This is a genomic window from Holdemania sp. 1001095H_141210_F2, assembly GCF_015558105.1.
Lineage (GTDB): Bacteria > Bacillota_I > Bacilli_A > Erysipelotrichales > Erysipelotrichaceae > Holdemania.
Map to the genome: position 1 here is coordinate 1 of NZ_JADNPO010000045.1, position 16,354 is coordinate 16,354.

Below are 16,354 nucleotides of genomic sequence, written 5' to 3' on the forward strand. Positions count from 1 at the left end.
TTTAAACAAGCTTATGAATTTGAATAGGAAGAATGGCATTTTCTTTTACGAACTAAATTGTTCCAAAAAGCGCTAAGCCATTTCTTCTCTATGAGCTTCTTAACTTAGGTTGGCCTACAAAAGAAAAGAAGCTAAGAATATTATATCCTAACTTCTGATACTCTCGATGAGATACTAAGATTAACTGAACATCACCTGTATGATTTCTTCTCAATCTCAATATTTTATACTCATCTAATTCTATATTGAGTAGGATACTTTATTCCTACTTCTATAATACGAAAAAGGGCTGAATCAGCTTGGTCTTCACTCTCAGGCTGATCTAGATCTCATTTTTTCCCATATCAATTCGTATCCACGTAAAGAACGATATGGGAAGTCACCGATTGAAGAATTCACTTTCTATCATCCTGAATCAGAAGCTATCTTATTAGCACTTCACATTCAATGCGTTGATAAAGATAAGATCATACTTAATCCGGCTTTAATCAAAAAATAGTTTAATATACCACAGTAAGAGCAGCTCATCTATAAATAGAAAATCGAGTAGAGAATTTAGTCTTACAGTTTAAAAAAAGTCTGAATTAACTACTCTCTTCGTGTTTGTAGAATTAACTCTTACAATAGCAATAGTAGTATATCATATTGTATGAAAACTAAGAATATGAAAATAAAAAAGTTCTTATATCCTCTCCTACTATCGGATATAATGAACTTTTGTAAGACTTAAATCAACCGTTTGTTTTCTCTTCATTGTTGTGGAATTTAATTTTTCAATTTACGTTTACAACTTTACACTAACTATAGAATTTCTTGAATAAATTGTGTATTATTTTTTTAAGAACTATATCGGGGATTTATTTTTACAGGGGAGAGGAAAATGAAGAAAAAGAAATTCTATCCTTATTTCATTTTTTTACTTGTTGTCATGGCCATTGAAGTTTTCATTTTTAACTGGCGCACTTGGGAATCACTTACATTTCCTCAAAGTAAACCTGGCTATCGAATTTCTATCGACGGAAATTCTATGTCCGATAAATTAGTATTCCCAGATCAAAGTTTACAAACAATACAATATAATTATTTAAATCAAAATGTCCAGAATATAAAAATCAATCTGCACTGTGAAGGAAATGGCTGCCCGACTACGCTCGATTTAAAAATCAATTATAGCGATGAAGGTCATTCCCAAATGAGTTATAAAGGGAATCAAACTTATATTGAATCTCTGGAAGAAACTCACATCATTAGAATACACCCCTATGGTGATGTAAAAAGTCTACGTATTTCTTTCTATAATCCAGATAACGCCAAATTTACTATAATCGCTTCTGAAATAAATGTTCGAGTTCCCTTGAAAATACAAACATTGAGAATTTTAACGTTGTTCATCCTCTTCATCCTTATTTATCGATTATATCAGCATCGCAGCTTTTTTACTCTCTCTTTTAAAGGAAATTCAACAAAACGGAAGACTATGATTATTGTAACTGCTTCATGCCATATTCTTTTATTTGTTCTTGTGCTTTTCTCTAATCCCTTCTTTTGGAAAGATACAGCCTATCCTCATCCTCAAGAATATCATTATTTAGCTGAAGCTTTAGCTAAGGGACAGACATCTTTACTCGTTGATCCTTCAGAAGAATTAAAACAACTATCAAATCCCTATGATAGTTCGCTCCGAATCCAGGAAGATGTCTATTATTTCTGGGATTTTGCTTATTATAAAGGTAAATATTTTGTATATTTTGGAATTGGTCCGGAACTAGTCTTCTATCTTCCCTATTTTTTAATTACAGGAACTCATCTTCCTAATCCCATTCCAATTATGATCTCTGAAATTTTCTTCATTCTTGGAGTTTTCTTGTTTTTTGAAGAAATTGTTATTCGTTATTATCAAAGAAAAATACCACTCGGTTTAAGTCTATTACTAAGTTCAGCCACGATATTGGGCAGCGGAGCTTTTTTCATAGCCAGACGTCCTGATATTTATTCAGTGCCCATTATGATGGGATTGGCACTTACGATCTGGGGACTATTTTTGTGGCTAAAATCCAGGCAAACTGATCAGTCGCTTAATTGCAAAACTTTGTTTATAGGATCTTGTTGTATGGCCTTCGTTGCCGCCTGCAGACCGCAACTGATTCTCGGTTCTTTCTTAGCATTCCTCTTTTTCCTACCCGAATTAAAGAATCTAAGAGAAAAACAAAACCAAAAATATCTTATGATCGCCTTACTCCCCTATGTCATCATCGCTGCAGGATTAATGATCTATAACTGGATACGCTTTGATTCTCCTTTTGATTTTGGATCAAGCTATAATTTAACGACCAACGATATGACTCGAAGAGGATTTGTTTTTGATCGATTCTTCATAGGAATTTTCACTTATTTATTTCAGTTTCCGAATATACAATCTGTCTTCCCGTATCTTCAATACGTTGAATTTAATACGAATTATATAGGGGAACTTACTCGAGAATCAATGACCGGGGGACTCTTATCCTGTAATCCTATCCTTTATTTCTCATTTTTATTACCAAATTTGAAACGAATAAAAAAACATAATACTTCAATTAGCTATCTTACTTTTCTAATCCTCGGTATTCTTATTATGTTTATTGACATTCAATGTGCGGGGTTATTACAACGTTACATTTCCGATTTTGCAATTTTTATCTTTATAGGAACCACGCTTATTCTCTTTTCTCTTTATATTCAAATGAAAGATAAAGAAGTAAGAAAAATATTCATATATACAGTTTTATTTCTATGCCTGATTGGTATTTTATATAATTTATCTTTATTTTTTCTTCCGGACTCAGACAATATTGCGCTCACTAATCCTCAGTTGTACTCGCAGTTCTATAGATTATTCCATTAAAGATAAGGAGAACAACCATGCAGCCTACCTCATTAAATTTTGCAGCTTTCTTAATAATCAATTTAGTTATTTACTATATGATACCTAAACGGATTCAAAACTATTGGCTCACTCTGATTAATTTATTTTATGTCAGTTCATTCGGGCTATTGAGCGTTGTCTATTTATTTGTAGTAAGTCTTGTTGTCTATATTCTTGGGCTGCGCCTAAGTAAAACAAAAAGAAAAAAGCAAAACTCCGAATTATTAATTGCTATTGTGGTGTTAGCAGCGGGGTTAGTTATTTTCAAATATTATAAACTTATATTTCCTTTCTTCCATTTTTCCTGGCTAGCGCCCGTTGGCATCTCCTTTTATACCTTTAAAGCAATCAGCTATTGTATTGAAGTTACTAAAAAAAGGATGGACGCAGAAACCAGTTATCTAAATTGTTGGCTTTATCTTTCCTTTTTCCCAGTTTTTACGGCTGGACCGATTAATCGACCAAAATCCTTTTTTTCGCAGTTAAAAAAGCAGCGTCCCTGGAAAACATCCCGGATTGAGTCAGGGTTGATCCGTACAGCTTTGGGTTGTTTTGAAAAAGTAGTGATCGCTGATAATTTATTAATATTAGTCGATTCCATTTACTTCCAATGGCAAGAAGCCTCAGGAGGTTTACTATGGATTGCCATGATCTTATATTCTTTTCAAATTTATCTAGACTTTGATGCCTATTCCAATATGGCAATTGGTATCTCGAAATGTTTTGGATTTAAGATTGAAGAAAACTTCAAAACATCTTATCTTGCCGAGAGTATCTCTGAGTTCTGGCGGCGTTGGCATATTTCCCTTAGTTCATGGCTGCGGGATTATATTTATATTCCCTTAGGTGGGAATCGCAAAGGGACGGCAAAGAAATACAGGAATTTGATTGTTGTCTTCCTGATTAGCGGTTTATGGCATGGCGCCTCTTGGTCGTTTGTTCTCTGGGGACTCTTCCATGCCCTTTTACAAATATTTGAACAAATCATACATTTATCGAAGAAAGCTTCGAATTCAATAATTCGGTTTTTAAAGATTATACTTAACTTTGTTTTAATTACTATCTCATGGGTATTCTTTAAAATAACAGATGTTAAACAAGCACTGGTAATATTACAGAAAGCGTTATTTTTCCCTTCCTTTAAACTCAACTTAGATTTACTTAAAATCTCTCCAAAAGAACTCTCCATCGCTTTGTTCTTCATCTTGATTATTGTAATTTTAGATCTCCTGCGAAATCATTTCGATATGATCAAATGGTTTAGAAAAAGAAATTTTGTATTTCGTTTCTTAATTTATATTCTCTTATTCTCCAGTTTCCTTATTCTTGGCGTGTATGGAACAGGATATGATGCGAATCAATTTATTTACATCCAGTTTTAATTAAAGAAGGTAATGACAATGAAGAAAACAATACAGTTTATATTTAAATGTATATTATTAGTGATCACAGCTTGTCTGCTGATGACTTACTTTTCAATTGTTTTGCGTCCGAAATACTATGAAGCGCCGGATGATATGACGAATAAAACAGAAGGTTTCTATGCGCTCGAAACGAATTCGTTAGATGTTCTTTTCCTTGGCTCCAGTCATTCTTACTATGCCTTCAATCCAGCAATTCTCTGGAAGAAAACAGGAGCTTACAGTTATGTTTTCGCAGGCGAGTGTCAACCCTTTTCACAGACCTATTACTATCTCAAACAAGCGATAAAGACACAAACACCTCAAGTTATTGTCCTCGATGTCTTCGGTCTTCTGGAGAGCTCTAAGGCCTGCCAGACAGACGGAATTTATAAAAAGAACTCTGAAGGTTTGCGAAATGAAATCTATCGAGCTCAATCTCTGAAAGAAATAAGCGATAAATCACTGAAATTGGATTATTTGTTAGATTTAAGACTCTATCACTCGCGATGGAATGAAATGACACTGGATGATTTTAAATTTCCTTTCAAAAAGCACTTCAACCCTTTTTTCGGTTGGACTATGGGCTATCCTGAATCTGATAAAAAAATAGAACGAGATACCTACCATCAAACAGAAACTGTAAAACCCGATGAAACCAATCTGCAGTATCTTGATAAAATTATTGATCTATGCAAGAAAAAAAATTTACCGCTCTTATTAGTCAAAACTCCGTTCTATGTCACCCAGCACGAATACAATATGCTTCAATATATTAAGCAATATGCACAAAGCAAAGGAATTCAATTCATCGATTTTAACGATCTCTATGAAGAAATGAACTTTCATTTTGATCAGGACGGCGATATTTGGCACACTAATATCCGCGGTTCTACAAAACTCATGAATAAGTTGATTGAAGTCTTAGAACAAGATTATCACTTAAGCACTTCAAAGCCGAAGAAAATTGAATCGTACGAAACTGCTTTAGATCAACTCTATAATGATACGATGGAGAAGTTATTACAGAGCTTTTATGATATTTACAATTACTTTGATTATATTCAAGAATCAGGATTTACATTTGCAATTAGCTATAATGGAACAGAAGGACGATCTTTTATAGGAGAATATGAAAACCAAATGTTAAATAATGCTGGAATTCAATTTAATTTTATCAATAATAAAGACAAAAACTTTATTATGGTAACCCAAAATGATCAAGTATTATTTTATGAAGAGGATAACAGCTTAGTAAAAGAGTATAAATCTAAGAATGCAAGTATAAAATTTGAAAATAATAATATTATTATTAACGAAAAACAAGAAACGCAGGAAGGTCTAGGACTTAAAATTGTCATCGTCGATACCCAAGGACAAGTACTGGATTCGCTCTATATTAATTATGAAACCGTGTTCTGGTTAGAAGGTAGGTAAGTTAATCGATTAATAGAAGCTGTATAGTTCTTTATAAGGTTTTAACACAAATCAAATTAGATTCATTATCTTGACTTCTATTTCCTTTTTATCTAAATAACTTAATTTAATGTTATTGGATCTTAATTTCTAGGAATCTATTAATAACTAAATTTTCTTTATCCTGCAAAGTGTTAAACTATTAATGACTTAATTTACTTATCTTTGAAAAATCATAATAATTACTAAGATTTCTCAACCTATTCCATTCATTTGCTTATAAATAGTTTATATATATCAATTATATCCAAAATTTGTCTATAGGAGGATTTAATGATATATCAATGCAATCACTTCCAATTAAATTGTATATTTTCCCAGCAAAATAAACATCTTGCGCAGCTATTCCAATATTATAAACAATAATCCTCTCAGTATCATTCTGTCTGCCTAAAGCCTTCCCCCTTAAAACATCTGTTACTTCTGCAAAACACTCATATTTCTCAAAATTTTTAAATCCTCTTATATGTTCCATATCATCACCATATATTCTATCAAAAAGATAATCAAACTGAGTAAATCCTCTGGTATGTATTGGAACTATTAGAGTGCCTTTATCTACACAATTAATATCACAAATATCGTTTTTAAGGTAAGTTGCTGCTTCCACAACTATATCCGTCCCTTTAATTACATCTTCATAATTATCAACATACTCAAAATGTATATTTTCATAATTTTCAAATCTAGTGGAAAACAACTCATGCTGATTTTTGTATTTCTTTAATTTCACTTTAATATCTCGATTAGGATATAAATTTAGGAAAATCTGAAGTGAAGCACGAGCAACATTTCCTAATCCTATATATCCAATACTTTCAAAATCTGATTTCGCAAACAATTTCATTGTATGAGCAGCTACGGCACCAGTTCTCATTGCAGTTATCCAATTTCCATCAAGTAGCGCTATACATTCACCACTTTGTAAATTATACAGTAGTATTTGACTATCCAAACTTGGTATTCTTTCCGGATATCTGCTGACTACTTTTACTCCTCCCAAGTTAGAATTAGGAATTAATACCGGCATAGTATTATAAAATACTCCGTCTCTTGGTTTTAGACTTATTTTAGGTGGTAATAACATTTCTTTCTTTTGTAGGATAACATCACATGCCCATTCATAACAATCTAGGGGACATATCTTAGCTGCTAAAATTGAAGAGTTAGAAATAATTTTCATGTGTACCTCCAGTTAAGTTTTTATATAAACTTTTTGTTAATGTTTTCTTCTATCATTCTATTTTTTTAATATTTATTGCTATAACTTGAATCTATTTGTTTTAACTCTGCTACAGTGTCTATTTCAACAACTTGCCCAACACTTACAGGATGAATCGTCATATTAATTTTATTAATTTCTTGATCAACTATTTCATCCCAAAATTTCTGTTCGTACGTTCCTGGATATTTATACATTTCAATAATCGCATTTCGAATAATTTTTGCATCATTTGCTCTCAAAAAACAAATACCACACATATTGTATTTATCATAGCCTTTTTTTCCTATATGAACAATTCTTCCCTCTTCATCCAGATCAAATACCCAGTCTTCAGAAAATCCCTCTCTTAGCTGTCCAAAATAACAAGAACTTTGAAAATCAGTTTTAAATACATTATAATCTGATACATAAATGTCTGCTTCACAAACAAAACAATCTTTTTCTCCCATAAAGTCCCTAACAGCATAAATCGAAGATATATTATTTTTATATACATATTCCGGATTATAGATTAAAGTTATGTTTTTATATTTTTCTTTTAAATACAAAAACTGATCAGCCAAATAGCCAACTACAATATATATATGCTCGACATTACGTTTCTGTAAACTAGTAATCATTGTCTCAATCATTGGTATTCCATTGACTTTTATCAATGGTTTAGGTGTATTCATCGTTAAGGGTAACATCCTTTCTCCCTTCCCTGCTGCAATTAATATTCCAATTTCTTTGCTCATATATATCTCCTTATTTTCACTAAGTTGTTACTTTGTAGTCTAATTAAAATTTATACTAAATTATTTCCTAGTTTCAGAATTCCCTGCAATAACTATATCATATTTTTCCTTAATTATATAAAATAATAATCCTAAGCCGCTCCATAAGTAAAACATGATATAACTTTCTTTAACAAAATTAACGCCTGAAAGACCTTTAATAGGGATTAATTGCAAAATTACGAACGCAACAGAGAATAAAATTCCCAGTATAGACATTGTTTTTAAAAAGAATGTTCCATCTTTGTCTTTTTTCAAAGTTACTAGTGTCGATAAACAGGTAAAAAAATAACCAATAGAAGCTCCGATTGCAGACATATCTACAAACCAGCTCAAAGCTTCTCGGCCAAGAAATGGTCCCAATAAAGAGACTATTAAGCAAAACCATATCGCATTTTTTGGTATACCATATTGATTATCAAGTGTTCCAAAAAATCGCGGCAAATAACCATCCCGACTCATTGAATAAATTAATCGACTAGACGCTAGATAAAAGCCCATAATTCCTGAAAGAACTGCAGAAGAAACTGCAATTCCTACTAAACACTTGCCAGGTAAACCAAGTAATTTTTCTGCAGCTATTAATAATAACCAAGGAAAAGTTTCTGATTCTAGGATTAATTCTGGCCAGTTATCAAGAACTATAGCAGCAATTGTATTATTTGCAATATATATAAAACAGCCAAATACTATAGCAACAATCATAATCACACTAACTTTTTTATAAGAAAACTTAAATTCTTCTGCGACTTGAGGAATTGTATCAAAACCAACATACGCCCAGGGAGCAATTGCAAATGTAGCAAGAACTGCAGATGTCATACCCGCTATTCCGTGATGCGAAAAGGCCTCTATACCTGTATATTCTCCGCTATTATAAGCTATCAATGCTTCTGATTTTGAAAATCCCCAAAAGGGTTTTATACTTTCCAAAGAAATCTCTTTGGAAACAATCGTAGCTATGACAAGAGCAAGTACTGATAACCCAAGCATAAGTGTTAGAATAATTTGTACCACTCCGGCTTTTTTTACTCCCTTCATATTAATAATAGCAAAAATAATTAGTATAAAAACAGCAAAAAGTATTTCTCCTAAATATATTTTAGATCCTGCAATAGTATAATGAAACCCCCATTTTAGAATATTCATTGATCCATCAAGGCCATCAACGATCAATGGAACGGCTGTGGAATTCATAGGAACATTGGATAAATATGCAGCAATAAGAAACCAGCCACAAATATAAGCTGGAAACTTACCTAAACAAGCTTTAGTAAATGTAAACTCACCACCAGATTTAGGATATTTTGGTACCATATAAGCATAGTTGAAAGCAATTATAATCATAACCATAGCACCTAAAACCATGGCTATTGCTGTACCTAAAACTCCGGAATTTGGTAAAAAACGCTTACCGGGATTAACGAACGAACCCCATCCTACAATGCATCCCAGGGCAATAGCCCAAACATGTATAGGTCTTAACTGTCTCCTTAATTTTGATGGCTTTAAACTCATAAAATTTGTCTCCTTTTTTTATTATTTATAAGTTAGCATAATTACAATCATTTTAATGGTCTAAACAGACTTAAAGATCACTGTATAAATAAACTATATATTTTTAAAACGTACATATACAATTTGATAGCACAATTTGATTCTAAAATATATTTATTATTAAATGTAAAACCTTTCTTCAAATACCATTTTAAACAATATTTGGCATTTCTGAATATCTTAATTGGTTCATTTTTGAACATACGATATATAGTTCCTATTAATATATGATAAAATGCTAAATACTCCAGTTCATCCCAATACTTTTTTATTAAATTTTTTTCTTCAGCATATTGATATATGGCATCTACTATTAAAAATATATCCATTATTTTGATACTTTTTTTTGTCATCGTACTATTCTTATGTATATAGTAATTATATAGTGCCTTATTTGAAGCTTTAATAATCGGGTTATTCATTAACAAAACGGTTGTAAAATACATATCTTCATAGATAAGACCTTCACTAAAAAATATATTATTTTTTATTAAAAAACTTCTACGATATATCTTAGAATAAGGTGCATTAAATATTTTAACTAGCAATGAATTATCAGAATAAGCCTCCATCTGTTCTAAATCTAAACCAGTCATATACTCAAAATTTTTTTCTAAAAATGTTGGCTTATATTCAAAAACACGTCTGTAGGAAAGCATACCTAAATCTACTTCTTCGTTTACAATATTCATTAAGCACTCAATATAGTTAGTTTCTACATCATCATCCGCATCTATGAAAGTGATATATTCAGTACTGCTATTAATTACTCCTATATTTCTAGCTCTTGCTTGTCCTGAATTTTTTTGATGAATTACTCTTATAAACAATTTACTTTCATAATTTTTAATTATATCCATAGATAAATCATTAGAACCATCATTAATACATAAGACTTCAAAACCCTGAAAAGTCTGTTTAGTCAAACTTTCCAAGCATCTACCTATATAGTGTTCAGCATTAAACACAGGTATAATTACAGTTAACTTCATTTTTTTTCACTCCTTGGCAATAAATTCTTTAAAGTATCTTTTATTATCTGTATAACTTTCATATCAAAAATCAACATAAATAACAATAAAATTACACATAATATCACGCCAATAGCGATCATCACAAGAAACCAATCCCTTAGCGAAATAATATTAGTTAATAAAAGTCTGCTTTTTTCGGAAATAATAAGTAATAAAAAATAGAAAATACCATATTTCAGTTGATTTTTTACAAACAATAAAAAATCAATTTCCAATTCTCTGCAAACAACAAAAAGGCTTATTGGCACATTGATTAATAAAAATGAAATTATTGTTGCCCAATAGGCTCCGGTAACATTAGTATATCGAAGGAAAACTATTGTTAGAAATACATTAAGAATAGCTTCTGCTAAATAAACTTTGAACATATATTTCCATAACAATTTTATTTCTACTATGATTTTCAAATAAGAAAAGCTGATTTGAAGAAATAATATCAAACTAATGGACAAAGCTAGACCATAAAACAAATTAAATCCACCATTAGGATAATAAAAAATAGAAATAAATGAATCTGCACCTATAAATACTAATAACGATAGGAATGTTGCTATATAAAATAGTAATTTGACAAAAGCTATAAAATAGTCTTTGAAATAAGGTACTTTATGATATAACATATCACCCAAAGTTGTTTTGATTACATTTCCAAAACTCCAAAAAACATTATCCAAAGAACTCATAATATAGAAATACGGTGCTACTATACCTACACTAGATATACCTTTAAGTGTCCCTATTAATATATTGTCAGTATTTTTATTGATCAAATCAGCGACTTTCACACCTATCATAGCTCTGGGAAATTCAATATGAACAAGTTTGTATTCATAATCCTTAATACAAACTCTTTTATTTTCCTTATTTGCTATATTTAAGAAAATTATTAATAAAAAAATCTGAAACATTGATTCAGATACTAAGAAAATAAATGAAGGCACATATTTCATAATGAAAATTGAAATTATGAATATGATACCTTTTCCAATCATCAATGGAGCCAAACATTTATATTGTCTTTGTGTAGCTGCTAAGTAAGCGAATCTTGATGTAACTAAATGATTCAACAAAACCGGAATAGCTGTAACAAATAAAACAAAAGCTATACTAAGCGACGAAAAATCTTGATCTCTAATCAGTAAAATAATTATTAAGATTATTAATCCTAAAGAGACCAGCATAATCTTTGTAAACTGAATTTGCCAATAATTACAGCTTTTTATTAAATTTGTTATTCTTTTATCATCGCTTTTAGAAATAGCCTCATATAATAAAGAAATAAAAATTGCGGTATAACCAATGTCAGCCATTTCAACATATCTAACAAACTGTAATGCAAACTGATACAAACCATTGAATTCTGTTCCATAATACATGTTAATATATCTAATACGAAAAACGCCTATAAACACCAAAAATAAATTTGCAAAGACAAGCATTACGCTGCTTAATGTGCTTTTCTTTAATCTATTCATCGTTACACCTCAATACCTATTAATGATTTTTCCAGTTTCAAAATAACTTAGTCTGTTCGAGTATTCTTTTCTTTTAATGCAATATATTGAGTTAAATTTTTCACTTTATCTTCTAAAGCAGATATTTTTATAAACAAATAGAAAACTAAACAGTATAATAAATAAATCATTATCAAAAACAAAGCATTAATAGTTGTTGCGATTCCCAGAATATTAGCTATATATTGCATCAAGATAGGAAACGCACTAATAATAATCAAACCAATTCCCCAAAGAATCCAAATAATCGCAATATCTGTTGTTAACTTAGATTTTTTTATAAATTTAATAATAATAAACAAAAATAAAATAGAAAATGTTAAAAGAATTAATTGTAATTTCCATGCCATATTTTAATCACCTCATTAACTAATATGTTCGAATACTTCAATGCTTAGGCAAATTAGAAATTTATCTTTACTTATGTATTCGTTAAAACGAAACTTCTTTAACTATATGCGAGCTTTGTCTTTCTTCAACAGGAGGAGGCGTCATATAATCACCATAAATTCCCCTCAAATAGCTATCATATTCTTTAAAACAAGAATATAAATTGTCTTCAAATTCTATATCTATCAAGTTTTCGATATAACTTCTTGGTATAACATTTTTAATGCTAGCACCGCCATAACAGTCAACATATAAAGTTTCTTCATCTTTATGTAAAGTTAGTAGATGATCTAGACTATCTATTAATTTTTGTTTAGGAACAAATATTAATAAAAGCTTTGCTAATAAATATATAGGCAGCCACCAATTGCTCATATATTCTGGCATTTTATAGCCGCATTTTATAATATAAAGATTTTTTAGTAATTTTATTTTTAATTTTTCTTTTTTCCTTTTGTTTAAATCATCTGATATATTATCTAATATAAAAATATCAACCCAAATTCCTTGACTCATTTTTATATGTGCTGAATATTTTTCATTCATTAAAGTTCCTTTCTTACGAACTTTAGCAAAGATCAGCCCACATTGAGGTTCTGTATGATAGTTTTGCAAAATATAAGCATCACTCAAATCTTGCTTAGCTGCTATAATAAATTTTTCATAATCATTTCGACTCATTCCTAGATCAATATCATCATCCCAAGGAATCATTCCTTTATGACGAATGGCGCCAATTAAAGTACCATAAATAAGAAAACAATTGATATTATTTTTTTTACAAATCCGAAAGATTTCTTTCATAATTTCGATTTCCACCAATTGAAGTTGTCTTAATCTTCCTGATTCTATTTCATTGTAATCCATAATATTACCCTCCTAAATAGTATTATTATAGTGCACTATCATCTATGTTAGCAATTTTCACTTGTAATAAAAGTAATGAAAACAAACTCACTCCTAATGCTTTATATGTAAAAAGCCATCCATGTATAGCTGAATGATTAATTGTGAATAAATACCAAAGAAATGGTAATAAGCTCACCATAAAATAAGGTAGAGACATTATTAATATTTTATTTAATTCAGTTTTTTTATCTATTACTTTTTTTAATATTTTATACAAATTATAACAACAAAATCCGATGAAGAATAAAGTTAGAGGTGTATTAAAAAAAGTACATACATTTAATTTTATTGTACTTAAGAATGTATAAGAAACACTTCCATTAGAATGAGATGTCCTAAACAATATTGTTTTTAAAGCATCCAAAATGACATTTTCTTTAGTTAATAAACTACCTATAACCCACTTTAAAGACCACATTCCAAAATACCCGCACCCCCAAGAAATCAATAATCTCGTAAAGTCATAAATCGAATTTTTGATACTACTTGCATTTTTTATATTAAAATACAAAATACATGGTATTCCAAATGTAATAATTGGATAAGTTAAAAAGTCAAAAAAAGCCGTAGAAACTCCCGTGATCATTAGCAAATAAAATATACAGTCAAAATTTTTTAGAAACTTTTTATTAAAAACCAATATTAGCAACACTGAAAAAGAAAAAATATAGTAACATGTTGAATATTGCAAACTCTTTGCTAAAACAACTGGCATTAGAAATCCTTGCAAAAAAAGATATGGGATAATGCTTTTTTTCATATTTTTGTAATATAACAAGATTATTATTATGAAATTAAGCACTAATTGTAAAACGCCGTTTATTAGCCGTATTTGATTGTAATTAAAGAAATATAATAGCGGTTTAATGATTACTAAATAGCCATGCCAATACCTTGGATAAGAAACTATAGTATTCAACTCATAGTCATGGTTATAATGGTAAACTAAAGAATAATCTGCACTCCAATCATCTATTGCCTTATGTTTAACTAATAAAGCTTTTTCTAAAATTGATTCATTCCCTCTATATGTAGATTCTAATAACATAATAGAATCAGTCCAATTGTCTAAGTTACTTGAACACCATGGAAATAGTTTAGGATAAGTCCCTTCATCTTCAATTAAGCCTGCAGATAATGATACATTACGCTCAATATTTTCTGTGGGAATCAAATAAACCAAGCATAGGGACAAGCATGCTATAAATGCGGATACAAAGAGTATTCCTAACATAAACTTCAATTTTTTCGTTATTCTTCTAATCACATTACTACTCCCTCTAACATAAATAAGCTAAATTTGACTGTCCTTTAATAACTTAAAAACAATATTGAAACGATCATTTTAATCATATATTTAGCCGAACTAATAAATCCATTATACATACTGTCCCCTGCAGTTCGCTCATTCATTTCTGTTTGTATTTCTATTATCGACGCTCCATGTCTTATTTGATAAACTAATGTATCAGGTTCTGGCTTTCTATTCATATTAATTGCATAATCGTATATCATCTTACGATTTAACATTCTCATTCCACTAGTTGGATCATTAATAAGTTTGCCAGTTGTCAATTTAATAAGTGATGTTAGAATACGACTTCCCATCATTCGTAAAGAATGATTTTTTTTTGAATTGATAAATCTAGATGCAATAACAATATCTGCGCCTTTTTCTATCTCTTTGGCCATCAAATTAATATACTTCGCTTGATGTTGACCATCCCCGTCAAATTGAATAGCGCAATCAAACCCATTTTCATACGCAAATTTATAACCTGTTTGAACCGCCCCCGCTAATCCTAAATTAACAGGCAAACTTACATGCGGTATATCATTTTCTTCTAAAATTTTTTTGTTTTATCTGTAGAACAATCGTCAATTACAATATAATCATAATTGCACAAATTTTTTTCTAAATCCTCAATAACCTTTTTTATATTCTCAGCCTCATTATAAGCTGGTACAATGACTAGTGTTTTCACAGCACACCTCCTTATTAATTTTAGCATATGCTTAATACTATCCTATAAAATATTAATATTGTAAAGGGTTGATTGATATACCAACCCTTTACAATGACAATTTTCATTTGTATTTATTCATATTTTTCTTTTTGATGATATCCGGATAATTCTTATAACAATAGCTCATATCTACTCTGCCACTGATGCCATTCACATAACCGCTATTAGTATACTGCCACATTTCATAATGTCCTTGATAACCAACATATCCCCGCCAATCCGCAATCCATACATCATAGTAATTAATTTGATTAGAATTCATCCACAAAGCATTATTGGCAAAGTTAGTGTAAGTATAAATTCCAGCATAATATCCATGCATGGACAACATCCCCAATGCGTACTCTAACAAATACGTATTCCAGCTCGGGTCAAAATTAAAGAATGAAGAATCTTCAATATCAACATAAACCGGATAATCAAGGATGATGCCATAATTATATTCTAAATCTTTCAAAGCTTCAAACAAAAGTGATAATTCCGCAATAATATTATCAGTACTTTTAGAATACGTGTAATAATATGCACCAACTTTAATGCCTGCTTTTCTTGCATTTATCACATTAGTCTTAAAGTAGGGATCAATATAAACACCATTGGTATTTTCAGACATTGCGCGAATAATCGCAAAATCAACACCGGATGCTTTTACAGCCTGCCAATTAATATACCCTTGGTATTTCGATACATCCACTCCCCATTTCCGATAAGTAACATAAACAGTACAAGTTACTTGATGACCCGTAATCGTTGTTGCACGAATTGTAGTTTCGCCTTCATTGACACCCGTAATAACCCCACTGGAATTTACCTGCGCAATTGACGCATCATCACTGGTCCAAGTAATATTTCTCAATCGGCTGTCTGTATTCGAAGGAACAAAGGAAACAGATAGTTTCAATGTTTTGCCCACTAGGATATTTGCCTCAGTCATATTCAGCTTAATCGCCTGCGGTTCAACGATATTCGCCGCATATACCGTCAAACTGAGCGTTCCTAATCGCTGCCCTTCTCCTTTGGCATAGATAAGAATCGTTCCCGCGCCCTTCAGCGTGACTCTTCCATTCTCATCAACACTGGCCAGAATCTCATTCCCGCTGTACCATACCACTTCCGCTTCCTGCTCGCCATCCCAAGCTTT

At 30.7% G+C, this 16,354-nt stretch carries 14 protein-coding genes; 3 read left to right on the forward strand and 11 right to left on the reverse strand.

Translation table 11 applies throughout. From position 1 onward, the window contains the following. The first annotated feature begins 880 nt into the window (after positions 1 to 880). Genes I2G61_RS15760 through I2G61_RS15770 form a run of 3 tightly spaced genes read left to right on the forward strand, consistent with a single transcriptional unit; the run spans position 881 to position 5,742 of the window. Positions 881 to 2,884, forward strand: coding sequence for a hypothetical protein (locus tag I2G61_RS15760; protein WP_195548446.1), 2,004 nt, complete (start codon positions 881 to 883; stop codon positions 2,882 to 2,884). Positions 2,885 to 2,901: 17 nt separating this feature from the next. Further along, positions 2,902 to 4,287 (forward strand): MBOAT family protein, encoded by a 1,386-nt coding sequence (locus I2G61_RS15765; RefSeq protein ID WP_195548447.1) that lies wholly within the window; start codon positions 2,902 to 2,904, stop codon positions 4,285 to 4,287. Positions 4,288 to 4,305: 18 nt separating this feature from the next. Next, on the forward strand, positions 4,306 to 5,742 hold the full coding sequence (locus tag I2G61_RS15770; protein WP_195548448.1) for a hypothetical protein: 1,437 nt from the start codon (positions 4,306 to 4,308) through the stop codon (positions 5,740 to 5,742). A gap of 280 nt (positions 5,743 to 6,022) precedes the next feature. Here I2G61_RS15770 and I2G61_RS15775 read toward each other — a convergent pair whose 3' ends face one another. The 11 genes from I2G61_RS15775 to I2G61_RS15820 all read right to left on the reverse strand — a co-directional run. Continuing rightward, complete coding sequence (locus I2G61_RS15775; protein WP_195548449.1) at positions 6,023 to 6,964, reverse strand: ornithine cyclodeaminase; 942 nt, start codon at positions 6,962 to 6,964, stop codon at positions 6,023 to 6,025. Between the two features lie 65 nt (positions 6,965 to 7,029). Next, complete coding sequence (locus I2G61_RS15780; protein WP_195548450.1) at positions 7,030 to 7,743, reverse strand: NTP transferase domain-containing protein; 714 nt, start codon at positions 7,741 to 7,743, stop codon at positions 7,030 to 7,032. A 60-nt stretch (positions 7,744 to 7,803) separates the two neighbouring features. After that, entirely contained in the window at positions 7,804 to 9,300 is a 1,497-nt protein-coding gene (locus I2G61_RS15785) for an APC family permease (protein WP_195548451.1), read from the reverse strand. Between the two features lie 77 nt (positions 9,301 to 9,377). Next, a complete protein-coding gene (locus tag I2G61_RS15790; protein WP_195548452.1) occupies positions 9,378 to 10,331 on the reverse strand; it encodes a glycosyltransferase in 954 nt (317 codons plus the stop codon). After that, a complete protein-coding gene (locus I2G61_RS15795; RefSeq protein WP_195548453.1) occupies positions 10,328 to 11,848 on the reverse strand; it encodes a lipopolysaccharide biosynthesis protein in 1,521 nt (506 codons plus the stop codon). Before I2G61_RS15795 ends, I2G61_RS15790 begins: the two co-directional genes overlap by 4 nt. 47 nt (positions 11,849 to 11,895) lie before the next feature. Next, positions 11,896 to 12,237, reverse strand: coding sequence for a DUF2304 domain-containing protein (locus I2G61_RS15800; RefSeq protein WP_195548454.1), 342 nt, complete (start codon positions 12,235 to 12,237; stop codon positions 11,896 to 11,898). Positions 12,238 to 12,319: 82 nt separating this feature from the next. Continuing rightward, positions 12,320 to 13,144, reverse strand: coding sequence for a phosphorylcholine transferase LicD (locus tag I2G61_RS15805; protein WP_195548455.1), 825 nt, complete (start codon positions 13,142 to 13,144; stop codon positions 12,320 to 12,322). 25 nt (positions 13,145 to 13,169) lie between these two features. Beyond that, positions 13,170 to 14,453 (reverse strand): hypothetical protein, encoded by a 1,284-nt coding sequence (locus I2G61_RS15810; RefSeq protein WP_195548456.1) that lies wholly within the window; start codon positions 14,451 to 14,453, stop codon positions 13,170 to 13,172. A gap of 44 nt (positions 14,454 to 14,497) precedes the next feature. Continuing rightward, positions 14,498 to 15,004 (reverse strand): glycosyltransferase family 2 protein, encoded by a 507-nt coding sequence (locus I2G61_RS15815; RefSeq protein ID WP_255524717.1) that lies wholly within the window; start codon positions 15,002 to 15,004, stop codon positions 14,498 to 14,500. A gap of 26 nt (positions 15,005 to 15,030) precedes the next feature. Continuing rightward, positions 15,031 to 15,171 (reverse strand): glycosyltransferase, encoded by a 141-nt coding sequence (locus I2G61_RS16685; RefSeq protein WP_370544683.1) that lies wholly within the window; start codon positions 15,169 to 15,171, stop codon positions 15,031 to 15,033. Positions 15,172 to 15,274: 103 nt separating this feature from the next. After that, on the reverse strand, positions 15,275 to 16,354 hold a 1,080-nt coding region (locus tag I2G61_RS15820; protein WP_195548457.1), incomplete at its 5' end, for a GH25 family lysozyme.